The organism is Streptosporangium sp. NPDC020072 (assembly GCF_040631445.1).
GTDB lineage: Bacteria > Actinomycetota > Actinomycetes > Streptosporangiales > Streptosporangiaceae > Streptosporangium.
On sequence record NZ_JBEYAB010000012.1, the window covers coordinates 21,099 to 43,417 of the forward strand.

A 22,319-nucleotide genomic window follows, 5' to 3' on the forward strand; every position below is an offset into this window, starting at 1 on the left:
GGGGTCTGGGTGTTCTCAGCGATTCGGGCTGATCAGGCCTGGCTCGTAGGCGACGATCACGAGTTGGGCTCTGTCTCGGGCGTGGAGTTTCGCCAGGAGCCGTCCGATGTAGGTCCTCACCGTGGCCGCTCGGCGAATTCGGTGCCGGACAGGTCGCGTGCCACCAGGACGCTCAGGACCGTGATCCGTTCGGTGAGGCGGTAGGAGCCCGCAGAAGGTCCCGCCAGCCGGCGGGCCAGTTGGCCAGTGCGAGAACGCCCATGATGAGGAGGTGGGTGGGCGCGGCCCAGCTTTCCACCGCCGGGTCGTGGTTGACGATGTGGGTGGTGACCGCGCCGGTGAGCACGAACATCAGCGTTGTGGCGCCCAGGAAGCGCGTTCGCCGGTTGGGGATCACGAGCAGGACGGCGGCGGCACCTTCCAGGGCGCCGACCACGAAGCGCATCCAGGAGGGGTAGCCCCAGTCGGCGAACTTCACGGAGTACGCCGTGCTGAATATCGTGTCTCCCGGCCAGTACTTGGTCACGGCGCCCAGCATGAACTGAAGGGCTATGAACCAGTGCAGGCCAGTCTTCAGGTGTTTCGACATGTGCTCTCCCCTTTCGGGGCAGGTCAGACCTCCGCGTTGCCGGAGGCGTCTTTTCTCTTCGCTGGGATCGCGACACGCCCCGCACCGGGGTGCAGCCGTCCGGGACGGCGGCGCGTGGTCCCGCCGTCCCGGGCTTGGCGCAGAAGGCCGCGGTCACTCCGCGTAGGGCTGGTCCGTTCCCCGGGGGCTGTAACCGAGACTCCAGACGTAGCCGTCCGGGTCGGCGAAGGTGCCGCCGTACCCGCCCCACGGCAGGGCACCGGCGGGCTTGAGGACTGTGGCGCCGGCCTTCTCGGCCTCCGCCATGATCTCGTCGACCCGCGCCTCACCACGGACGACGTAGGTCAGGACCAGTCCGCTGAAGCCGCTGCCCTCAGGGCTTGTGCCCACCTGGTCGGCCAGGCCCTCGCGACCGTAGAAACCGACGGGCGAGGCGCCGTCCGACTCGAAGAACACCGAGATGCCGTAGTCGTTCTTGATCTTCCAGCCGAGTCCCTCCGTGTAGAACCGCTTGGCCCGGTCCATGTCCCGGACTCCGAGAAGGATCGAGCTGACGTGCGCTTTCATGCCTTGCTCCCTGTGCGTGGGGTGGTGTGCGCCGGCGGGCCGGACATCCGGGCCGGGGCCCGGATGTCACATCGGCGTGCGTTCGCCGGTCAATTGGTATGACAGGCACGGACGGAGGAATGTGACAGATGGCTGAGCAGGACTGGCTGAGCGAGCGGTTCGCCGAGCACCAGAACCGCCTGTACGCGGTGGCCTATCGGATGCTCGGCTCCTCGACCGAGGCCGAGGACGCGGTGCAGGAGGCCTGGCTGCGGGTCGGCCGCGCCGAAACCGGCCAGGTGGAGAACCCGGCCGGTTGGCTGACCACCGTCGTCGCCCGGGTCTGCCTGAACATGCTGGAGACGCGCCGGGCCCGGCGTGAGGAGTCGGCCGGGGCGCTGCCGCCAGAACCGGCCGAACCGCGACCGAGCACCCACCCGGTCGGCCAGGCCACCCCCGAGGAGGAGACGCTTCTGGCCGATTCGGTCGGTGTCGCGCTGATGGTGGTGCTGGACACGCTGACTCCCGCCGAGCGGCTCGCGTTCGTCCTGCACGACGTCTTCGCCGTGTCGTTCACCGAGATCGGCGCCATCCTCGACCGCTCCCCGGCGGCGGCCCGGCAACTCGCGAGCCGGGCCCGGCGCCAGGTGCGGGGAACGGCCGACGCCTCCGACGCCGCGCGATCGGCGAAGCGGGAGATCGTCGAGGCGTTCCTCGCCGCGGCCAGAGGAGGGGACTTCACCGCCCTGGTCGAGTTGCTCGATCCGGAGGCCGTGGCCATAGAGATCCGCGGCGCCGAAGCGGTGGCGGCGTTCTTCGCCGGACGGGCCCAGGCCGCCAGGCTCGCCCTGGTCGACGGCGTCCCGGCGGCCGTCTGGTCACACCGGGGCCGGCCGAAGGCCGTCATCACGTTCACCGTCCACGACGGGAAGATCACCCGCATCGCCGTCGAAACCGATCCGGACCGGCTCCGCGACCTCGACATCGTCCATCTCCTGGCCGGTGAGGAGGAGCGGCGTTGACCGGCGTCCGGTCAGGGCGCGGAACGCCGTTTTCGGGGAGGGAGGTCAGCGGTTCGGGCTGATCAGGCCTGACTCGTAGGCGATGATCACGAGTTGGGCTCTGTCTCGGGCGTGGAGTTTCGCCAGCAGCCGTCCGATGTAGGTCTTCACCGTGGCCGGTGACAGCTGTAGCCGCTCGGCGAGTTCGGTGTTGGACAGGCCGCGCGCCACCAGGGTCAGGACCTCCCGCTCCCTTTCGGTCAGGAGCTGGAGTTCGCGGGTCAGCACCGGGGGCCGTTCGGGGGAGCGGGCGAACTCGGCGATCAACCGGCGGGTGACGGTCGGGGCGAGGAGCCCCTCTCCCCGGGCGACGAGGCGGATCGCGTCGCACAGTTCCGCGGGCCGGGTGTCCTTGAGCAGGAACCCGCCCGCCCCGGCGCGCAGCGCGGCGTACACGTGGGAGTCCAGGTCGAACATGGTCAGGATCAGGACCCGCACCCCCTGGGTCTCCGGCGTCCCGCAGATCCGCCTGGTGGCCTCGATGCCGTCCATCGTCGGCATGCGCACGTCCATGAGCACGATGTCGGGCAGGTGGGCGAGGGCGAGTTCGACGGCCTCCGCGCCGGTGCCCGCCTCCGCGACGACGGTCATCTCGGGCTCGTTCTCGATCAGCGCCCGGAAACTGCCCCGCAGCAGGGCCTGGTCGTCGGCGACGAGCACCCGGATCGGCTCGGTCACAGCGCCTCTTCGTAGCGCAGGGTCGCGTTCACCTGGAATCCCCCATCCGGCAGCGGCCCCGCGGCGAACCGCCCGCCGTACATCGTGACCCGCTCCCGCATGCCGATGATGCCGTGTCCCGGGGAGGTCGCGGGAGACGGGGCGCCGTGGCCGTCGTCGGTCACCTCGATCGTCACGACCCCCTGCCCGGCCAGGACGTTCACCCGGCAGCGGGCCGGGGCCGCGTGCTTGACGACGTTCGTCACGGCCTCCTGGACGATCCGGTAGGCGGCGAGCTCGACGGGTTCCGGGAGGTCGTCCCCGCCCTCGACCGACAGTTCGACGTCCACCCCGGCCATGGCGGCCCGCTCGGCGAGTTCGGTGAGGCCGCCGAGGGTCGGCACGGGGGCCGGTCCGGTGTCCTCCCGGAGCACCCCGAGCAGTCTGCGCGTCTCGGTGAGCGCCTGCCTGCTCGTCGCCTCGATGACCCGCAGCGCGTCGAGGGCCTCCTCCGGCCGGTTCCGCGCCAGGTGGTTGGCGACGCTCGCCTTGACCGCGATCAACTCCATCCCGTGGGTCATCACGTCGTGCAGCTCACGGGCGATCCGCAGCCGCTCGTCGACCAGCACCTGGTGCTCACGCTGCCGTTCCAGGCGTGCCTCCTGGTCACGGCGTTCACGCACGTTGAGCGCCCGCCGCCAGGCACCCCCGAGCAGCGGCAGGGCCAGGACGTACCACCACGCGCCGCCGGGGAGCGGCAGGTCACCGACGGCGGCGGCGACCACCGTCGCGGCGGCGGTGCAGGCCATGGCCCGTGCCGCGAGTTCCCTGCGGGCGCCGAGTGTCAGCGTGTACAGGGCGCAGGCCGTGGCGACGAACGGGTCCCACAGCAGGCCGAGCGCGGCGGCGGGGACCGAAAGCCCCATGATCACGACGAACGCCCCGAACGGCCGGTACCGCCTGAGCGCGAGCGGTACGGCGATCGCGGCGGCGACGGCCAGTGAGACCGGGAGCCGCCACGGGGACCCGGTCTGGTCCATGAGCAGGTTGCCCGCGAGACCGATGTCCACGGTCAGGAGCGCGACGGCCGTCATGACATCGGCGGCGACCTGACGGCGGGTGGGCTTCTCTGCGGGCATGACCGGTACGGTAACGCGCCGCCGAACCAGGACACATCCACCCAGGGAGGATCATCCCTGGGGATGAACGACAGCCCTGGGGCTGACCGGGAAGTGTCCACGGAGGGCTGATCCGCCCCGGGTGGACGCGGTGCGATCGTCGGGCCATGCCAACCGACCACAGCTTCCCCGGCCGCCGGATCAGCGCGGTCTCCATGATCGTCGGACCCCTGCTCCTGCTGGCGGGGGCGTTGACGCGGGTGCCGTTCCCCTTCTCCTTCACCGAGCAACTGGCGGCCGTACCGCGGGCTCCCGGCCTGGTGATCGGCGGCTACACCGCGTTCCTGGCGGGCAACGTGCTGATGTGGCCCGCCGTCGTCACGCTGGCCCGCGGGATCGGGCGGACCCATCCCATGTGGGCCGCGTGGGGTGGGGCGTTCGTCATCTTCGGGCTGTTCGAGCGCACCTTCCACGCCGGGATCAACCAGACCGCGTTCCGGCTGGTGCTGCGGCGCGGCCTGGACTCCGCGACGGCCTTCGTCCAGGACTCCTACCAGGACACCCATCTGTTCAGCTACCTGTCGTTCACGATCATGTTCGGCTGGTACGTCCTGGCCTTCGGCGCCTACCGCAGCCGGGTCCTCGGCCTGACCGGCTCGATCGCGCTCGCCTCGATGGGGACGGTGCCGCTCGGCGTGCTCAAGGGGACGGACGCGTTCACGATCGCCGGGACCCTGGGGTTGTGCGTGGCGTTCCTGCCGCTGGGGTTCAGGCTCGTGCGTGAGGGGCCGAGGCCGAGCCGCCGCTCCGTCCTGCTCACCCTGCTCGGCACGGCGGTCGTCGGCCTGCTCGCCTACGCGAGCACCCTCGGCTGAGCCACTCGAACGCCGTTCTCACCCGTTGTTAGACTCCCGGAATGCGGATTCCTGGAGACGAACAGATTCGCGCGCTCCACGAGAAGTACGCGCCCACGCGGGAGGCGTTCGAGCTCGTCTTCACCCACTGCGAAATCGTGTGCGGCATCGCCGAGCAGATTCTCGCGCGTACCGGATCCGACCTCGACAGGGACCTTGTGCGGGCGGGAAGCCTGCTTCACGACATCGGGGTCTACCGGCTTTACGGCGCCGACGGAGAACTCGATCACACACATTACGTACGGCATGGCGTACTCGGTCACGAACTCCTCCGTGAGGAGGGATTTCCTGAGGAGATCTGCCGCTTCTGCTCCTGCCACACCGGAGTGGGGATCAGCCGGGACGACGTGCGGAACCAGGGGCTTCCCATCCCCGTCGCCGACTATGTCGCCGAGTCGGGTGAGGAGAGACTGGTGATGTACGCCGACAAGTTCCACAGCAAGTCCACCCCGCCCACATTCGTCTCCGCCGCGTCCTACGCCACCCGGGTCCGGCGCTTCGGCGAGGACAAGGTCGTCGCGTTCAAGGCGATGTGCGAAACCTTCGGCGTTCCCGATCTCACGCCTTTCACCACGGCCTACGGGTGCGCCGTGGTCTAGGACGGGCGTACGGCAGGGCGGCCTCTCCCGTCTGACGAGGTCGTGGTCCCGTCAGGAGAGCCGGAGGTGATCCCACTCGGAGGCCTCCAGCGGGGTGGCCGTCTCCACGGGGACGACCAGCCCGGCCCTCCCGCGCGACCCGCCGGGGCCCGTGGGGTCGCCGACGCGCAGCAGGACCCGGGCGGGCTCCCCCAGAACCTCCTCGGGCACCTCGTACAGGGCGAGGGTCAGGGCCGGATCGCGGGGGTCCTCCGCCGAGGCGACCAGCGGCAGCCCGGTCTCGGCGACGTAGCGGTCCCAGCCGAGGGACTCGATGGCGCACCTGCGGACCTCGGCGTCCTTCTCCGCCGCGATGGCCTCGCAGTTCGGGGCCTCGATCACCCACTTCGGAACGCGGGTGCCGTGCCAGGCGTAGAGCGTGTGCCCGTCGGGCCAGGAGAGCGCGGGCCCGTTCTCGCAGTGGAGCCGCAGGTCGCCGTCACGCCGGATCGCGACGGGACGTCCGGACATGACGACCGCGCCGGCCAGGGGGATCCACCAGCCGAGTCTGCGGGTCACCTCCGCCAGCGCGTCCAGGCGTTCGTCGGGTCCCGCCCCGGCCACACGCAGGGCGGAGGTGTAGAACGCGATCCAGTAGGCGTCCCTCCAGATGTCCTTGGCCCCCCACACGTACCTGGACGGATCGGATCCGGCCCGGTCGCCCAACTGGCTCAGGAGCTGCCCCCGTAACTGGGCGCGGAGCTGCCCCCACAGCGGCTCCCAGAGCCGGGCGCGGAGCTGACATCGGAGCCGGTCCAAGAGCCGCTGCCCGAGCCGGTCCCTGAGCCGGCCCTCCAGGCACTCCTTGAGCCGGTTCTCGAAGTGCCCACAGCGGACGATGGAGCCGCCAAGGGCGGAGACCATCGGGAAACAACCGGGTGGCGAGTCCACCCACACCTTGAGAAGGGGCGGCTCCAGGCCGACCAGCGCGTACATCTCGCGCACCGCCCGCTCCGCCTCGCCCCTGTCGACGGGGCGGGTGGACAGGCCGTCGCGCATCCACTGGTCACGGATACCGGCGACGAGGGTCTCGTGCTCGGCGGTGAGGACGCCCTCGAAGGGGGGCAGGGGTGTGCCGCTCATCTGCAGTCGGTCATCCATCTCGGAGAGTCGCTCAGGACGATCGGTGACACCGCCGGTCCGGACTTCTCGTCGGCCGCCTCCGGACGCGTTCGCCGGGTCGAAGGAACCGGGCGAAACACGAAGCGTGCCGGCGCTCTTCTTCGAGCGGCTCGGTCCGGAGGGGAAACCTGCGTTGTTCCGATGCCGCCAGGTTCACCGAACATTCTTGCGAGCCACTTGGAATTCGCTGGAGGACATTCTTGCGAGCCACTTGGAATTCGCTGGCGTTAGGGAAGTCGCCGGTAAGGGCGCCGGATCTCAGTCGCGGTGTGGTGCCCGCGGTTTCAGGGGGGCGAGGTGGCGGCCGACGGCACGGGCCAGTGTCTCGACGTCACCGCCGGGCTCGGGCTGCACGTTTCCCTCGACGAGCAGGTTGGCCAGGCCGTGCATCATCGCCCATGTGGCGACGGCGGCGGTCCAGTCGGTCGAGCCGTCCGGCATGGTGGTGCCGCTCAGCCACTGGTGCCAGGCCCGGTCGCGGGCGGCCACGAAGTCGGGGTCACGGCTGTTGAGCAGGTCGGGGACGCGCATGACCGCGAAGTGGGCGGGGTGGGCGGTGGCGAAGAGGACGTAGGCGACGCCCTGCTCAACGAGTCCGCCGGTGACCCGGACCCGTTCCAGCTCGTCGGCCAGCAGGTGGTAACCCTCGACTGCGATCGCGGTGAGCAGGCCGGCCTTGTTGCGGAAATGGTGAGTGGGAGCGGCGTGGGAGACGTCCGCCCGGCGGGCGATCTCGCGAAGGCTCAGCGCGACCGGCCCGTCCTTCGCGACGGCCTCCAGCGCGGCGTCCAGCAGGGCCCGCCGCAGGTCCCCGTGATGATAGGACTGCTTACTCACGGCGATCAGCCTACCGGGGCCGCCTGAACGCCGTAATGCCCCCTCAGGGCTGCGGACCTGCTCAATCATCGGCCGGGCGGCCGCCCCGGGTCCCGGTTTTCGTGGGAACCCACGACGCGGGCCGCCTCCGGGATCACGGCTTCGCCGGGTCCCGTTCGGCTCCCTTCGGCGGCCGGAGAAGAACCGGGACGAGGGCCGCGTGGCCCGCCGTGCCGGACGGCTCGCCGTACGGGCTCGGGGCCGGGCGGACATCGGCCCCGGAATGACCCACCTCAATCTTGCCGTTGCCAAGATTGAATCCGCGTCGTATCTTGTCGATGTCAAGTTCGGCATCGGGGGGCCGGCCGGCAGGGGTGGTGCCGGCGGATCCCACGACGGCCTCGGCCGGGGGCCGGCCTGCTCAAACGGTGGTCTCGACAGACCGGTGAGCAGACCGGTGCCGACGCCGCTCACCCGGAGCCGAACCCGGACGGTGAGCCGTTCGCGTCCGTCGTGGACGACGCGGATCGAGATCGAGTGAAGACGATGGGGAAACGTGGACATGCAGGCTGTCAACGGGGGAAACCGGTTCGATGAGGATCGTCACGTCCTGCGGGACGTCGCCACGGCGACGCTGGCGAGGGCCGTGAGCGGACCGGGCGAGGCGCAACCACGGGCGGAGGGAGGGGTCGTCCCGGGCTGGGAGATCCAGCAGGGCGAGCCCTGGACCTACGTGACACCGCAGAGCGCGGTGACCCGCCCGCAGGGCTGGAAACTCCACGTCTCGGCGACGCCGCTGTCGGCGCCGCTGGTGCTGGCGCGGGTGGTGGAGGTGCTGGCCCGGCACCGCTGCTCGTTCAAGTTCGCCGCCACGCTCACGGAACTGAGCGGACTCGTCTCCCGCGACCAGAACCGCGGGTCGATGGGCAAGTTCGTCACGGTCTACCCGCCCGACGACGAGGCTGCCGTGGCGATCGCCGAGGAACTGCACACCGCCACGTACGGTCTGCCGGGCCCGCCGATCCTGTCCGACCGCGCCTACCGGCCCGGCAGCCTGGTGCACTACCGCTTCGGGGTGTTCTCCGCCCTCAGCGAGCTCGACAACGACGGCACCTACGCCTCCCGGCTGACCGCCCCCGACGGCACCCCGGTGACCGACGAACGCAACGCCTGGTACTCCCCGCCCGCGTGGGCGCCCTGCCCCTTCGAGTCGGGACAGGCGACGGTCAGGACCACCGCGCCCGAGGCGGTCCTGCTGGCGGACCGGTTCGTGGTGCGCCAGGCCCTCCGGCACAGCGCCAAGGGCGGGGTGTTCCTGGCGGAGGACCGCACCGACGGCGGCATGGTCGTGATCAAGCAGGCCCGCCCCCACCTCGGCGCCTCGATCGACGGACGCGACGAACGCGATCTGCTGCGTCACGAGGCCCGCATGCTGGAACTGTTCGGGCCGCTGGGGGTCACCGCACGAGAGGTGGCGCTGTTCGAGACCGGCGGCAACCTGTTCCTCGCGCAGGAGCACCTCACCGGGACCCCGCTCAGCGCCTGGGTCAACGAGCGGCGCCCTTCCCTGCCCGGCGCGGAGTGGCGTAAGACGGTGGTCGGCCTGGCGCGGAGGATGACGGCGCTGGTCTCGACGGTCCACGAACAGGGATACGTGCTGCGCGACCTGACGCCGAACAACGTCATGGTCCTCCCCGACGACGAGTGCCTGCTGATCGACCTGGAGATGGCCGCCGTGCCCGGCACGCCGGTCGGCCGGGCCTACACACCCGGTTACGCCCCGCCCGAGCAGGTGCGGGCCGCCCACTACGGCCCCGCGCCCGATGCCACGGTCGACCTGTTCGCGCTGGGAACGACCCTGTTCTTCCTGGCCACCGGCTGCCAGCCGTCGGTTCCCGAGGACCTGTCCCCCGAGGTCAGGCCGTGGGAGTCCCGGCTGCGCACGCTGCTGGGCGTGGTGACCGCCGACGACGCGACGGCGACCGCGCTGGCACCGATGATCCTGGGACTGATGAGGGAGGAGCCCTCCCTGCGCTGGGACCTGACCCGGGTGCGGGCGTTCCTGGACGAGATGGCCGACGGGGCCGGGCCGTCTCCCTCCGCGGGGGGCGCCTACCGCCTGAGCGTGGCCGACCAGGATCGTCTGCTCGGGGACGGGCTCGCCCACGTCCTGCGGACGATATCGCCGTCCGGACCCGGGGGCGGTGTGACGCGGCGCGGTTCCCTGTGGCCCGTCACCGGGTTCGGCACGACCGCCGACCCGTGCGCCCTGCAGTACGGCTCGGCCGGGGTGCTCACCCTGCTCGCCGCCGTGGTGGATCCCGAGCTTCCGTCGTCCTCCGAACCGGGCACGGGCGGTGACCTCCTGGCGGGCTCACGCGAGGACCTGACGGCGGGGCTGCGGCAGGTGGCGGACTGGACCGTGCGCCGCCTGGCCGGTGAGCCGCGGCCCTCGCCGGGGCTGTACTTCGGCCGGGCGGGCATCGCGTGGAGCCTGTACGAGGCGGGCCGCGCGCTCGACGACGCCTCCCTGCGAGCCCAGGGGCTCGACATGGCCCGGGGCCTGCCGGACGACTGGCCGAACCCGGACATCTGTCACGGCCTCGCCGGAACGGGACTGGCCCTGCTGCACTTCTGGCACGCCACCGGTGACACCGAGTTCCGCGACAAGGCGGACAGATGCGCCGACGCCCTGCTGAAGGTGGCCCAGCGCACCCCGGAGGCCGTGCTGTGGCGCATTCCCCCGGACTTCGACTCCGCACTGGCGGGAGTGCTGCACTACGGCTTCGGCCACGGCGTGGCCGGGATCGGGGCCTACCTGCTGGCGGCGGGAACCGCGCTCGGCCGGGACGACTGCCTGGAGACCGCCGTGGCGGCGGGGGAGACCCTGCTGGCCGCGGCCATCCGCCAGGACGACGCCGCCTGGTGGGCCGAGAGCCCCGGCGGCGTGGCCCGCAAAACCCACTGGTGCAGCGGCTCCTCCGGGGTGGGAACGTTCCTGGTCCGGTTGTACGCGGCGACCGGCGAACCGCGCTTCCGTGACGCGGCCGAGGCCGCCGCGGTGGCCGTGCACTCCGGCCGCCTGCACATGGGTACGGCCGCCTGCCACGGGCTGGCCGGTGACGGGCAGTTCCTCCTGGACATGGCCGACCTGCTCGACGAGCCCGCCTACCGCGAGCGGGCCGAGGAACTGGCCGCGTGCCTGTGGGCACGCGCCATGCTCCGCGACGGGCTGCTGGTCGTGGCCGACGAGGGCGGGCACGAGGTGAGCCTCGGCTGGAACACCGGCATGGCGGGTGTGCTGGACTTCCTGCTGAGACTGCGCCACGGTGGGCCACGCCCATGGATGGCGGACGAGCCGAAGGGCGTTCCGGTGCCCGTGGCGGCCACGGGCCGGGCGCGATGAAACTCGGCACGGCGGACGCCGACCGTACGGCGGCAGAACTCGCGACCGGAGCCGACCGCCTTCCCGACGTCCGCCGGATCAACTTCCGCTTCTCCGGGCGCGGCCGGTACCTCGCCTGCCTGGCCGACCACGGTCACGGCCGCCTCGCCCCCGAGATGTGGGACCTGACCGACACCGGGCGGGAATCCCGGGAACTGCGCGTCCGCGACGAGCAGACGCCGATGACGGTGCCGGTCGCCACCGACGACGGGCACCTCCTGCTCTGCCACATCGGCACCGAGGGCGTGCACCGCGTCCTGCTCGCCGTCCCCTCCCGGGACGGCGGGCGGCCCGAGGAGCACGAACTGGGCACCGTCCTCGGCAACGGCCTCGGGGTCGTCGCGGGGCCAGGTGGGGGAACGGCGGCCGTGGCCTTCGCGACCGGCGTCGAGCAGAGCAGGGTGCTGCGCCTGTCCGGCAGGCCCGAACCGCCCGAGCTGGTCACCGTACTGCCGGACCTGGTCGGCGGAGGGGTCTGGCTCGACGAGAACGGCACACGCCTGGCCGTTCGCTCCAGGACGGGGGCGAGCACGGCGGTCCTGGACCTGGCGCGCGGCGCCCTCGAACCTCTGACCGGATTGTCCGGTGACGAGCACCTGCTGCTGGCCGCGCCCCGTACGGGTGCGCTGCTCACCGCCGCCCGGCGCGACGGCGCGTACCGGCTCGGCGTGCGTCTCCTGCACGACGACAGGCCCACCGTCTTCCCCGACCGGCTGAACGCGATCGAGGGCGGCGTGACACCGCTCGCCCTGTCCCCCGACGGGCGACGGCTGGCCCTGGCGGTCACCCGCCGCGCCCGCTCCCACCTCCTGCTGCACGACCTGGTCGGGGACGTCACGGAGGAGAGCGGCCTGCCGGGCGGGACGCTGTTCCCCCTGGCGCACTGGGGCGACACCCACCTGCACCTGATCCACACCACACCCGACCGGCCCCCCGGCCCGATCACCGTGTCCCGGCGGGCACACCGGATCCCGTCCGTCCCCGAACCGTCCCGGCACCGCTGGGCCGGTGCCCGCGTCCACACCTATGACGGCCCCGCCGGAGCCATCGAGGCCGTCGTGTACGGCGAGCCGGCCACCGCCGCGCAGGTCGTGATCGCCCTGCACGGCGGCCCCGAGGCGGCCTGGCAGCTCGGCTTCGACCCGTTGTTCCAGAGCCTGGCCGCCGAGGGGATCGCGGTGGTCGCCCCCAACCAGCGCGGCAGCACCGGATACGGCGCCGCCCACCGCGACGCGATCCAGGGCGCGTGGGGCGGCCCCGACCTGGCCGACGTCCTCCACCTGGGACGCGCCCTGGGCGCCGCCCGAGGGCCTCTCCTGGAGCGACCGGCGCTGTACGGCGCCAGCTACGGGGCCTACCTGGCGCTGCTGGCCGCCGCCGCGCGGCCGGACCTGTGGACCCGCGCCGCGGTCGTCGCCCCGTTCCTGTCCGGGCGGGAGCTGTACGAGGACGGGCCCACCACGGTGCGCACCATGCTCGACCGGCTCGGCGGCCGTGAGGAGATCCACGACGACCTCGGGCCCCGCGACCTGCTGCGGCTGGCCGACCGCCTGCGAACGCCCCTGCTCATCGTCCACGGCGAACGGGACCCGATCATCCCCGTCTCCCACTCCCGGCGCCTGCGCGACCGGCTGCTCCGGAGCCGCCACCACGGTGTGGGCCCGGCCTACCTGGAGATCCCCGGTGCGGGCCACGACCCGCTCTCCGAGAGCGACGGGAAGGTCGTTCGCGACGGCCTCGTCGGCTTCCTGCGCACCGGGACGCCCCCGTCCGCCTAGTCGGCGTGGACGGGGCCACAGCCCCGGCCGGCTTGGGCACCTCCACGGGCTCGCCCGGTGGAGGAACCCGGGACCGGCCGGTACGGAGGGTCGTCGTCATCGAAGGCGGCCGGCCCTGACGACCACCACAAAGAAGGGAAAACGATGGAACTCGACATCACCGCTCTGGACCTGCTCCCCGCCGAGGAGGAGTCCCAGCTCTACCCGTGCCAGGTCACCTGCTACCCGCGTACCTGCGGCACCGGCCGTACCTGCCAGATCACCGAATGGTGACGTCTCCCTCGCACTAATCGGTATCAGAACCAGCGGATCAGCAGAAAGGCACCACCGTGGAACTCGACATCACGGCCCTGGACATGCTCCCCGCTCAGGAGGAGTCCCCGCTCTACCCGTGCAACAACACCTGCTCTCCGCGCACCTGCGGCACCAACCGCCCCACCTGCCTGTACACCTCCGCGTGAGGTCTTCCTCGCGTCACCCGGCATCGAAATCACCGAATCAACGGAGAGGCATCGCCATGGAACTCGACATCACCGCTCTGGACCTGCTTCCCGCCGAGGAGTCCTCGCTGCAGCTGTGCGAGATCTCCTGCAGCGTCACCTGCCACGGCCGCACCTGCATGGTCACCTCGGCCTGAGGCCGTCCGTCCTCGTGTGGCCGCCGGGTGTCCGGCGTGTTCCGAGGACGGTCCTGACGGCGCCGTGCCCGGGCACCGGCCTGGGCGCGGCCCCTTCCGGCGCGGTGGTGTTCACGCGACACCGCCGGAGAGGGTGCGCCTTCGCGCCGGACATCTCCCAGAAAACAGCAAGAAAGGCAGAAACCATGGAACTCGACATCACCGCTCTGGACCTGCTCCCCGCCGAGGAGTCCCCCCTCTACGTGTGCACGGTGACCTGCGCCAGGACCTGCAGCATCGGCGGCACCTGCCGGGTCACCAGCAGCTGACGCCTCTCCTCGCTCCGAGAGAGCGGGAAAGAGGCGGGCACCCGCGGACCTTGACGGCGACCGGAGAGAAAGGAGGAGAAGGCGATGGACCTCGACGTCACGGCCCTGGACATGCTCCCCGAGAGGGAGGAGTCCCGGCTGTACCCGTGCAACCACTCCTGTGAGTACACCTACCACTGCCAGCTCAGCTGCGAGGGCACCAACCGGTGACACCTCCTCCCCAGCGGGAGGAACGCGAGGAGATCGCGGATCTCCGAGGCGAAGGAACGTCACGGACCATCCCCGGAGTCCGCACCTCCCAGAAGGACACCGCGGGCGTGTCCACGCCCGCGGTGATTCCGACCACGGAAAGGAAGAAGACATGGAACTCGACATCACCGCTCTGGACCTGCTCCCCGCCGAGGAGGAGAGCCCCCTGTACCCGTGCCAGGTCACCTGCAGCGGCAAGTCCTGCGAGCACACCTGCACCGGTCCCACCTGCGACTGGACCAACCCCTTCTGACGCCTCCCGCGTCGGGAGGGTCCCGGGGGACGACGGCCCCGCTCGGGGCCGTCACGACCACGGTGGCCCGGACCTCCTCCGGGGCGATACGCGCCCCGCAGGAGGCACACCTGAACATCGCCCGCGAGGCGGCAACGCCCGCGGCGACTCCAACCATGGAAAGGCAGAAGTCATGGAACTCGACATCGTCGCCCTGGACCTGCTCCCCGCCGCCGCGGAGGAGTCCCAGCTGCGGGAGTGCAGCGGCCCCACCTGCGGCATCACCTGCAAGGGCCGCACCTGCAGCATGACCACCACCTGAGCACGTCCGCCTCGTGGGAGGCGCCGGAGCCCGGCGTCTCCCCGGGAGGACGGCCATGACGGCGCCGCGCCCGGTCACCGAACCGGGCGCGGCCCTTCCCGGCCGGGTGGCTCCCCAGCAGTGACGCCGCCGGAGAACCGAGAGAGGGCAACGATGTCAGACCATGCGTCGGACGCGCCGGAAGAGCGAGTGACGCACAAGCACGGCGACCGGCTCCTCTGGTCGCTGACGCGTGGCGCGTGGGCGCCGCTGGCGGTGGCCACGGTGTCCGTCCTCACCTCCTCCGCCGCCGCGCTGGCCCTGCCCGCCGCACTCGCCGCCGCGGTCGACGCGGTCCTGACCGGACGGGGAACGGCGGACGCCGTGACATGGCTCGCCCTCGTCATCGCCGTCGCCACGGGCGCCGAGGTCACCGGCGCGCTGGCCGGGGTGACGGCCACCGCGTCCGCCACGTCGGCCCTGCGCTCCCGCCTCACCGCCCACGTCCTGGGACTCGACACCGTCCAGGCGCGCCGGTTCCCCACCGGGGAACTGGCCAACCGCCTGGTGAGCAACACCGCGATCTCCGGATACGTCCCGCTGACACTGCTGTACACGGTCACCGGGCTTCTCACCTCCATCGGCGGCGCCGTCGGGCTGTTCCTGATCGACTGGCGGGTCGGTCTGACCTTCCTGGCCGGTGTGCCCGTCGCGATCGTCGTCATCCGCGTGTTCGTCGCCCGGGTCTCGGGGTTGTACGACCGCTACCAGGACGCGCAGGGCCGCCTGGCCGCGCGCCTCACCGACGCCCTGGCGGGCATCCGTACCGTGCGGGCCTCGGGCACCGCCGACCGCGAGATCTCCCGGGTGCTCGCCCCGCTGGCGGAGCTGTCCGCCAGCGGGCACGCCCTGTGGCGCGCCCAGGCCCGCAGTGTGTGGCAGCTCTCGCTGTTCCTGCTGCTCGTCGAGGTGCTCGTGCTCGCGGTGACCGGGCTCGGCATCGCCGACGGGCGTCTTGAGCCGGGCCGACTGCTGGCCGCGGCCGGTTACACCGCGCTGGCCCTGGCCGTCGTCGAGAGGGTCGACTCGCTGATGGATCTCGCCCACGCCCGTTCCGCGGCCCGGCGGGTCGGGGAGGTGCTCGCCCTGCCCGCCCAGGTTCCCGGCTCCCGCCCGCTGCCCGAGGGCGCCGGAGCGCTCTCGTTCCGCGCCGTCACGGTGGCCGGCGACGGCCCGCCGCTCCTGGACGGCGTCGACTTGGAGATCCCCGCCGGGGCGCTGACCGCCGTCGTCGGGCGTTCCGGCGCGGGCAAGAGCACCCTCGCCCTGCTGGCGGGACGGCTGATGGACCCCGACCACGGCCAGGTGCTGCTCGACGGCCTGCCCCTCACGGAGGCCGACCCCGACGCGCTCAGGAACGCCGTCGCCTACGCCTTCGAACGCCCCGTGCTGCTGGGCGGCGACCTCCTGTCGGCCGTCGCCTACGGCCTGCCCGCCGACGCTTCCGACGTCCGCGAGGCGGCGCGCGCGGCGCACGTCGACGGCGTCGTCAGCCGCCTTCCCCAGGGGTACGGCACGCCCGCCGACACGGCCCCGCTGTCCGGCGGTGAGCTCCAGCGGCTCGGGCTGGCCCGCGCGCTGGTCAGGCGAGCCCGCCTGACCGTTCTCGACGACGCGACCTCCAGTCTCGACACGGCGACCGAGGCCCAGGTGATCCGGACCCTGACGGAGGAGATGCGCGGGCGTACCCGGCTGGTCGTCGCCCACCGCGCCACGACCGCCGCCCGCGCCGACCTGGTCGTGTGGCTGGACGACGGACGGGTGCGGGCCCGCGGTCCCCACCGGGAGCTGTGGCGGGACCCGGCCTACCGCGCCCTGTTCACCGCCGCCGCCCCGGTGCCCGGCGCCTCAGCGTCCGCCGCTCCGGCGTCCGGCGTCCCGGTGTCCGGCGCCGGTCGGGAGCCGACCGGCGGCGACCCGCTCCACGAGGAGGAACCGTGCCCGGTCCGTCCCTGACCCGCCCACGGCCCGGGCGGGACATCCCGCCGTCCGGGGCCGCCCCCGCGCAGGCCCCGCCGTACGACGGTCGTCTCACGGGGGACGGCGGGCTCCGGCTGCTGGTGTCGCTGCTGCGTCCGCGCCCGCGTCCCCTGGCGGTGGCCGCGCTCTGGTCCGTCGTCGAGGCGCTGCCGACGCTGCTGTCCGGCCTCCTCATCGCCACCGCCGTCGACCGCGGCTTCCTGGCCGGGAGCCCGGGGACCGGTCTGGCCTGGCTCGGCCTTCTCGGGCTCACGATGCTCGTCCAGGCGGCGGCCGTCCGGATGATGTTCCCCGCCCTGGCGGCGGTGGTCGAACCGCTCCGCGACGACCTGGTCACCGCCGTCGTCACCGCCGCCGTCACCCGCGCCGCGAAGAGCGCGCGGCCACCGGACGCCGCCGCCGTGACCCGCCTCACCGAACAGGTCGAGACGGTGCGAAACCTGGTCTCCGCGCTGTTGCGGAGCACCCGTGCGCTGGGTGTCTCGCTCGTCGCCGCGCTGGGCGGCCTGCTGCTCCTGTCGCCCCTGCTCGCCGCCGTCGCGGCCGTGCCCGTCACCGTGGCGCTGGTCGTCTTCGTCCGGCTGCTCCGCGTGCTCGTGGCCCGTCAGCGCGCGCTCATCCTCGCCGACGAGGAGCTCACCGGACAGGCCACCCCGATCCTGACGGGCCTGCGCGACGTCGCCGCCTGCGGAGCGCGCCGGCAGGCCTACGCGACCGTACGGGCGGCCGTCGACACCCAGGTGGCGGCCACCCACGCCCTGGCCTGGGCCGGCCTGAGCCGCCGTCTGGTCGTCGCGCTCGGCGCCCACCTGCCGCTGCTCGCCCTGCTGCTCGCCGCCCGGCCCCTGATCGGGGACGGTCACCTGAGCGCGGGAGAGGTCGTCGGAGCGGCGACCTACCTGGCCACCGGCCTCGACCCGGCGCTGCGCGCCCTCACCGGCGTCGTCGGCGGCTGGGGCGTGACCCTCGCCGTCACCCTGCGCAGACTCGGCGAGACCATCGCCCCGCCGCCGGAACCGTCCGCCCCCGCACCTGTTCCCCCCGCTCCGTACGGCACCGCACCGCAGCCGGGACCGTCCGTCCCCGCGCCCGTCCCGCCCTCTCCGTACGGCGTCGCCCCGGCGGCCGTCGTGGACGCGAAGCCGGTCGGCCACGGGCTGCGCCTGGAGAACGTGGGCTTCGCCTACGCGCCCGAGGCCACACCTGTGGTGCGTCACCTGGACCTCACGATCGCCGAGGGCGAGCACCTGGCCGTCGTCGGCCCCAGCGGCATCGGCAAATCCACCCTGTCCATGCTGCTGACCGGGATTAGCCGCCCCACCGAGGGCCGGATCCTGCTCGGCGGCCTGCCGATCGAGGCGGTCCCCGAACACCGGCTGCGGTCGTTGATGGCGCTGGTGCCGCAGGAGGCGTACGTCTTCACCGGCACCGTGGCGGAGAACCTCGCCTACCTCCGCCCCGAGGGCACGAGGGTCGCCGGCGAGAGGCTGGAGGCCGCGGCCGAGGCCGTGGGAGCCGGAGCGCTCGTCGAACGGCTCGGCGGGCTCCGGGCCACGATCGAGGAACCCGCCGCGCTCTCCGCCGGAGAACGGCAGCTCATCGCCCTGGCCCGCGTCCACGCCTCCCCGGCCAGGATCGTCGTCCTGGACGAGGCCACCTGCCATCTCGACCCGGCCGCCGAACAGCGCGCCGAGGCGGCCTTCGCCGCCCGCGGGGGCACGCTCGTCGTGATCGCGCACCGCATGAGCTCAGCGGGCCGGGCCGGGCGGGTCCTGCTGATGGACGGCACCGCCGCGCTCACCGGATCGCATCGGGAGCTGACGGCCCGATCGCCCCTCTACGCCGACCTGGTCGGCCACTGGCACGGCGGTGACCCGTCGGGGCACCGGCCGCCTGAGGGCTCCCGCTGACCTTCCGCTCCGCCCGCCGCCGACGGCGGCAGGGCGGAGCCGTGCCCGCAACGACGAAAGGAACCTCTGACATGGACGACATCCTCTCCGGACCCACCGACGTCATCTGGGACGTCACCTACGCCTGCCCTCTGCGCTGCGCGCACTGCTACTCGGAGTCGGGCAGGCGTCCGGCCCGGCAGCTGAGCCACGGTGAGATGCTCCGGGTCGCCGACGCGATCGTCTCCCTGCGCCCGGAGGCGGTGGAGTTCGGCGGGGGCGAACCGCTGCTGGTCAGGGAGATCTTCGACGTCGCCGAACACATCAGGCGGGCAGGCGTCCAGGTGAACCTCTACACCGGCGGGTGGACGCTCACCGCACGGATGGCCGAGCAGGCCACCCGGGTGTTCTCCCGGATCACCGTGAGCGTCGACGGGGCCGACGCCGCCGTCCACGACCGGATCCGGGGGAGGGCGGGCTCCTTCGACCGGGCGATGAACGCCCTGGCCCTCCTCGACGACGTCTCCGGCAGGCGTGTCGCGGAGGGCGCCGACCCCGTGGAGTTCGGGATCGACTGCGCGGTCGTGCGGAGCAACCTCCACCAGACGGAGGAGTTCTGCACGGCCGTCCTGCCTCGCTTCCCGCACGTCCGGTTCCTGAACTTCGGCGCCGCCGTACCGTCCGGTCTGGCCAGCCGGGCCGATTTCGCCGAGCACGAGCTGCTCACGAACGACCAGATCCGCGCGCTGACCGGCGCCGAGCACGTCGAGCGCCTGGTGTCGGCGGCGCCGCCGTCGGTGCGGGTGTCGGCCTCGGACAACGTCATCCTCCAGATGCGTCCGGCCTTCGTCGAGCAGGGTTTCGTGATTCCCCTGATGCAGGTCGAGCCCGACGGGAAGGTGCGCGCGATGCCCATCTACGAGGGGACCGTGGGCAGCCTCCTGACGGAGGAGCCCGCCGTACTGTGGCGGCGCGCCGTCGCACGCTGGAGCGACCCGTTCGTGGCCGAAGCCCTGTCGTCGGCCCGGTCGATGGGCGACTGGGCCGAGGCCACCCGCCGTATCGACCGCCACTTCGGCTCCCAGGAGGTCCTCCTGCGCATCGACCGCCGCCCCGCCTACCCGGCCCCCGCTCTCGGGAGATGACGGAGAATTCGGAACCGCGGGAGCGATGCAGGTCGTCGCGCAGCCGCTGACCGGGAGGCGCGTGTTAAGACCGAGCCGAAGACAAAGCAGTGGGGCAAGTGACAGGAGCCGACTGAAAACTCACCGATCGCGCTGTTCGGGTACGACTTGAGCTGAGCATCCGTCTGCTGGATCCGTAAGCGTAGACTTGTGGTCATGAGCGCCGGGCATGCGTATGAGGAGCTTCACCACCTGGTGGATCGGCTGTCGCCGGACCAGGCGCGTCGGCTCCTGCGCTTGGTGAAGACAGATCCGGAGCTGGCTGAAGCGACAGAAGAGGAGCGGTCCGGCCCGGTTCGGCGTCGTCGGCTGTCGATTGCCGGAATCGGCGCGTCCGGTGAGGGCGATCTGTCGGAACGGGTCGAAGATCTGCTGGTGGAGCGGTTCAATCGCTCAGTGTGAGCGGAACGTCTGGGCATCACCCAGGTCGCGACGATCGACCGGAGGGACTTCAGTCTGATTCGCCCTCGACATGCGTCGGCGTTCAGATTATTGCCGGAGGTGCTTGTGTGACGGCCGTTATGGTCGTTCTGTGACTTTTCGGGTTGAGCTCATCACGCCCGCCAACGTCGAGGCGGCCATGAAGGTGAACGTCCGTCCTGAGCAGGAGCGGTTCGTCTCGCCGGTGGCGACCTCGCTGGCCGAGGCCTACGCGCACGGGGAGGTGGCCTGGCCGCGTCTCATCCTCGACGGTGATCGTCCGGTGGGTTTCCTCATGGCGTTCCTGAACATCGACTGGGACGGAAAGGGGGCCGACTTCCGCTCCGGGCTGTGGCGGCTCAACGTGGTTCCCGAGGCGCAGGGACGTGGGGTCGGCCGTTTCGCCGTCGAGGCGGTGGCCGCCGAGGTGCGGCGCCGGGGCGAGAGGCGGATGTACGTCACCTGGGAGCCGGGGGAGGACGGCCCCGAGGGCTTCTACCGGAGGCTCGGGTTCGAGCTGACGGGCGAGACGTCCGGGGGCGAGACGGTCGGGGTGCTGGACCTGGGCGAGACACCCTCCGGCGACCGGTCGTTCTGATCTGGCTCTGATCTGCGCTGCCTACTGTCGCGGACAACGCACCGGTTCCGCACCGACGGTCCGGTGACCGGACAGGTCCACGAAGGCAGAAGGCAGAAGACAAGAGGAGCCAGTCATGTACGAGTTCCCGTCGTTCACCGAGTCCGTCCGGCCCGCCGGGTCCCCCGAACCGCCGTTCCCCTACGCGCTCCTTGACGCGCTGCGGAGCTCGCCCGACAGTCCGATCTTCGAGCAGGGGACGCGAGTCGTCTCACGGGGTGAGCTGCTGGACCTCGTCGGGCACATGGCCGGTGCGATGCTCGACGCCGGGCTCGACCCCGCCCGGGGCGTCGCCGTCCACACGGGCGTCTCGCCGGAGGCGTTCGCCGCGCAGACGGCCGCGCACGTGCTGGGCTGTCGTGTCGTGTTCGTACGCCCGGGACAGACGCCGGGCCAGCTCGCCCACATGCTCGACACGGGGGTGGACGCCGTGGTCGTGGACGCCTCGACGGCGGATCCCGAGGTGTTCGCCGCCGCGGGGGCGGCCACGATACTGACCCTCGGCCCCCTCCCCGGGGACGTTCCCGGCGCGGTCGACCTGCTGGCCCACCACGGCGGTGTGCGGCTGCCCGCCCTCCTGGGGCACCCCGACGACGTGGCCCTGATGGCCTTCACCAGCGGCAGCACCGGGCAGCCCAAGGGGTGCGCGCTCACCTACCGCGCGCTGGGGGAGAGCTGGTCGTGGCAGCCCAGGCTCTGGTCGCCGCTGGCGACCGAGCTGGCCGGGGCGTTCCGGCGCTATCTGCTGCTCGGCACCCTGTCCAGCCTGGTGGTCCAGGAGTTCCTGGCGTTGTGCCTGCTCGGAGGCGGTGTCGCGGTCATCCCCGAGGACGACGGACGGCCGCCGTTCCCGTACGCGATCGAGCGCCACCGCATCACCGGGGCCATCCTCCCGGTGCCCAGGTTGTGCCGCATGCTCGACCTGCTCCGCACGGAACAGGTCGACGTCAGCAGCCTGCGGGCGCTGATGGTCGCCGGGTCGCCGATCAGCCCGCACCGGCTGGCGGAGGCGGTCGAGCGGCTCGGGCCCGTCGTCTACCAGGCGTACGGGTCGAGTGAGGCCGGGATGATCTCCATGCTCACCCCCGGGGACTTCGCGAGGTTCCCCGACCGAGCCCTCGCCTCGGTCGGCCGCCCGCAGCCCAGGGTCGAGATCAGGGTGCTCGACGAGGAGGGCCGTCCGGTCGCCACGGGACGGACCGGGGAGATCCACGTCCGCAACGACTACCTCATCGCGGGCTACTGGGGGCAGCCGGAGGAGACCCGCGCGGTGCTGCGGAACGGCTGGCTGCGCACCCGCGACCTCGGCTACCTCGACGAGGACGGCCTGCTCTACCTGGTCGGCAGGACCAGGGACGTCATCATGGTCAACGCGATGGTGGTCTACGCCGGGCCGATCGAGCGTGTGCTGGCCGGTCACCCCGACGTGGCCGAGGCGTACGTGACCGGCGCCATGGACGAGCGGACCGGGGAGGCCGTACACGCCTTCGTCGTGCCCGCCCCCGGCCGTGTCCCGGACCTCGGCGAGCTGACCGCGCTGGTCGGCACCGAACTCGGCGCCGACAGCGTCCCCCGGACGATCATGTCGATCCCCGCCCCGCTGGTCGCGGCCAGCGGGAAACCGGACAAGCGCGCCCTGCTCGAACGGTACGGCTCCGGCCGTGCCGAGGAGGCAGGACGACTCTGATCAATCTCTGAGAATCACGCGCCAACACTGATGTCGTCCCGTTCGACCGTA

General features: G+C 72.1%; 24 protein-coding genes. 18 read left to right on the forward strand and 6 right to left on the reverse strand.

All coding sequences use genetic code 11. From position 1 onward, the window contains the following. Positions 1 to 172: 172 nt before the first annotated feature. Together ABZ470_RS27285 and ABZ470_RS27290 are read right to left on the reverse strand one after the other, a co-directional pair. Positions 173 to 589 (reverse strand): DoxX family protein, encoded by a 417-nt coding sequence (locus tag ABZ470_RS27285; RefSeq protein WP_362914869.1) that lies wholly within the window; start codon positions 587 to 589, stop codon positions 173 to 175. A gap of 153 nt (positions 590 to 742) precedes the next feature. Further along, positions 743 to 1,156 carry a VOC family protein gene (locus tag ABZ470_RS27290; RefSeq protein WP_352015633.1) on the reverse strand — a complete coding sequence of 138 codons (414 nt, stop codon included), beginning with the start codon at positions 1,154 to 1,156 and terminating at the stop codon, positions 743 to 745. Between the two features lie 128 nt (positions 1,157 to 1,284). On the opposite strand from ABZ470_RS27290, the gene ABZ470_RS27295 reads away from it, so the two are divergent. Further along, positions 1,285 to 2,157 carry a sigma-70 family RNA polymerase sigma factor gene (locus ABZ470_RS27295; protein ID WP_362914871.1) on the forward strand — a complete coding sequence of 291 codons (873 nt, stop codon included), beginning with the start codon at positions 1,285 to 1,287 and terminating at the stop codon, positions 2,155 to 2,157. A 45-nt stretch (positions 2,158 to 2,202) separates the two neighbouring features. On the opposite strand, the gene ABZ470_RS27300 is transcribed toward ABZ470_RS27295, so the two are convergent. Then, positions 2,203 to 2,874: a response regulator transcription factor gene (locus ABZ470_RS27300; RefSeq protein ID WP_362914873.1), complete on the reverse strand. Its 672-nt coding sequence runs from the start codon at positions 2,872 to 2,874 to the stop codon at positions 2,203 to 2,205. Next, positions 2,871 to 3,992 carry a sensor histidine kinase gene (locus ABZ470_RS27305; protein ID WP_362914875.1) on the reverse strand — a complete coding sequence of 374 codons (1,122 nt, stop codon included), beginning with the start codon at positions 3,990 to 3,992 and terminating at the stop codon, positions 2,871 to 2,873. Before ABZ470_RS27305 ends, ABZ470_RS27300 begins: the two co-directional genes overlap by 4 nt. 146 nt (positions 3,993 to 4,138) lie before the next feature. On the opposite strand from ABZ470_RS27305, the gene ABZ470_RS27310 reads away from it, so the two are divergent. Together ABZ470_RS27310 and ABZ470_RS27315 are read left to right on the forward strand one after the other, a co-directional pair. Further along, on the forward strand, positions 4,139 to 4,846 hold the full coding sequence (locus ABZ470_RS27310; RefSeq protein ID WP_362914877.1) for a hypothetical protein: 708 nt from the start codon (positions 4,139 to 4,141) through the stop codon (positions 4,844 to 4,846). 41 nt (positions 4,847 to 4,887) lie between these two features. After that, on the forward strand, positions 4,888 to 5,484 hold the full coding sequence (locus tag ABZ470_RS27315; RefSeq protein ID WP_362914879.1) for an HD domain-containing protein: 597 nt from the start codon (positions 4,888 to 4,890) through the stop codon (positions 5,482 to 5,484). Between the two features lie 51 nt (positions 5,485 to 5,535). Here ABZ470_RS27315 and ABZ470_RS27320 read toward each other — a convergent pair whose 3' ends face one another. Next, complete coding sequence (locus ABZ470_RS27320; RefSeq protein WP_362914881.1) at positions 5,536 to 6,624, reverse strand: DUF6745 domain-containing protein; 1,089 nt, start codon at positions 6,622 to 6,624, stop codon at positions 5,536 to 5,538. A gap of 279 nt (positions 6,625 to 6,903) precedes the next feature. Next, positions 6,904 to 7,482 (reverse strand): TetR/AcrR family transcriptional regulator, encoded by a 579-nt coding sequence (locus ABZ470_RS27325; RefSeq protein WP_362914883.1) that lies wholly within the window; start codon positions 7,480 to 7,482, stop codon positions 6,904 to 6,906. A gap of 541 nt (positions 7,483 to 8,023) precedes the next feature. Here ABZ470_RS27325 and lanL point away from each other — a divergent pair. The 15 genes from lanL to ABZ470_RS27400 all read left to right on the forward strand — a co-directional run bounded on the left by lanL (position 8,024) and on the right by ABZ470_RS27400 (position 22,268). Beyond that, entirely contained in the window at positions 8,024 to 10,867 is a 2,844-nt protein-coding gene (lanL, locus tag ABZ470_RS27330; protein WP_362915242.1) for a class IV lanthionine synthetase LanL, read from the forward strand. Beyond that, complete coding sequence (locus ABZ470_RS27335; RefSeq protein ID WP_362914885.1) at positions 10,804 to 12,684, forward strand: prolyl oligopeptidase family serine peptidase; 1,881 nt, start codon at positions 10,804 to 10,806, stop codon at positions 12,682 to 12,684. The genes lanL and ABZ470_RS27335 overlap by 64 nt, the downstream gene beginning before the upstream one ends. Before the next feature lie 144 nt (positions 12,685 to 12,828). Beyond that, positions 12,829 to 12,957, forward strand: a complete 129-nt coding sequence (locus tag ABZ470_RS27340) for an ALQxL family class IV lanthipeptide (RefSeq protein WP_362780061.1) — start codon at positions 12,829 to 12,831, stop codon at positions 12,955 to 12,957. A gap of 56 nt (positions 12,958 to 13,013) precedes the next feature. Further along, positions 13,014 to 13,145 (forward strand): ALQxL family class IV lanthipeptide, encoded by a 132-nt coding sequence (locus ABZ470_RS27345; protein ID WP_362914887.1) that lies wholly within the window; start codon positions 13,014 to 13,016, stop codon positions 13,143 to 13,145. A 56-nt stretch (positions 13,146 to 13,201) separates the two neighbouring features. Then, positions 13,202 to 13,321, forward strand: coding sequence for an ALQxL family class IV lanthipeptide (locus ABZ470_RS27350; RefSeq protein WP_352015645.1), 120 nt, complete (start codon positions 13,202 to 13,204; stop codon positions 13,319 to 13,321). Positions 13,322 to 13,506: 185 nt separating this feature from the next. Further along, complete coding sequence (locus ABZ470_RS27355; RefSeq protein WP_352015646.1) at positions 13,507 to 13,629, forward strand: ALQxL family class IV lanthipeptide; 123 nt, start codon at positions 13,507 to 13,509, stop codon at positions 13,627 to 13,629. Positions 13,630 to 13,713: 84 nt separating this feature from the next. Continuing rightward, on the forward strand, positions 13,714 to 13,839 hold the full coding sequence (locus ABZ470_RS27360) for an ALQxL family class IV lanthipeptide (protein WP_352015647.1): 126 nt from the start codon (positions 13,714 to 13,716) through the stop codon (positions 13,837 to 13,839). Between the two features lie 151 nt (positions 13,840 to 13,990). Further along, complete coding sequence (locus ABZ470_RS27365; protein WP_362780055.1) at positions 13,991 to 14,131, forward strand: ALQxL family class IV lanthipeptide; 141 nt, start codon at positions 13,991 to 13,993, stop codon at positions 14,129 to 14,131. A gap of 172 nt (positions 14,132 to 14,303) precedes the next feature. Then, entirely contained in the window at positions 14,304 to 14,432 is a 129-nt protein-coding gene (locus ABZ470_RS27370) for a hypothetical protein (RefSeq protein ID WP_362914890.1), read from the forward strand. Between the two features lie 189 nt (positions 14,433 to 14,621). Next, positions 14,622 to 16,427 carry an ABC transporter ATP-binding protein gene (locus ABZ470_RS27375; RefSeq protein ID WP_362914892.1) on the forward strand — a complete coding sequence of 602 codons (1,806 nt, stop codon included), beginning with the start codon at positions 14,622 to 14,624 and terminating at the stop codon, positions 16,425 to 16,427. Continuing rightward, entirely contained in the window at positions 16,409 to 18,361 is a 1,953-nt protein-coding gene (locus tag ABZ470_RS27380) for an ABC transporter ATP-binding protein (RefSeq protein ID WP_362914894.1), read from the forward strand. The genes ABZ470_RS27375 and ABZ470_RS27380 overlap by 19 nt, the downstream gene beginning before the upstream one ends. A 71-nt stretch (positions 18,362 to 18,432) precedes the next feature. Further along, positions 18,433 to 19,485, forward strand: a complete 1,053-nt coding sequence (locus tag ABZ470_RS27385) for a radical SAM protein (protein WP_362914896.1) — start codon at positions 18,433 to 18,435, stop codon at positions 19,483 to 19,485. Positions 19,486 to 19,680: 195 nt separating this feature from the next. Further along, complete coding sequence (locus tag ABZ470_RS27390) at positions 19,681 to 19,926, forward strand: hypothetical protein (RefSeq protein ID WP_352015653.1); 246 nt, start codon at positions 19,681 to 19,683, stop codon at positions 19,924 to 19,926. Positions 19,927 to 20,056: 130 nt separating this feature from the next. Beyond that, complete coding sequence (locus ABZ470_RS27395; RefSeq protein WP_362914898.1) at positions 20,057 to 20,542, forward strand: GNAT family N-acetyltransferase; 486 nt, start codon at positions 20,057 to 20,059, stop codon at positions 20,540 to 20,542. Positions 20,543 to 20,657: 115 nt separating this feature from the next. Next, positions 20,658 to 22,268, forward strand: coding sequence for an AMP-binding protein (locus ABZ470_RS27400; RefSeq protein WP_362914900.1), 1,611 nt, complete (start codon positions 20,658 to 20,660; stop codon positions 22,266 to 22,268). Positions 22,269 to 22,319: the final 51 nt, after the last annotated feature.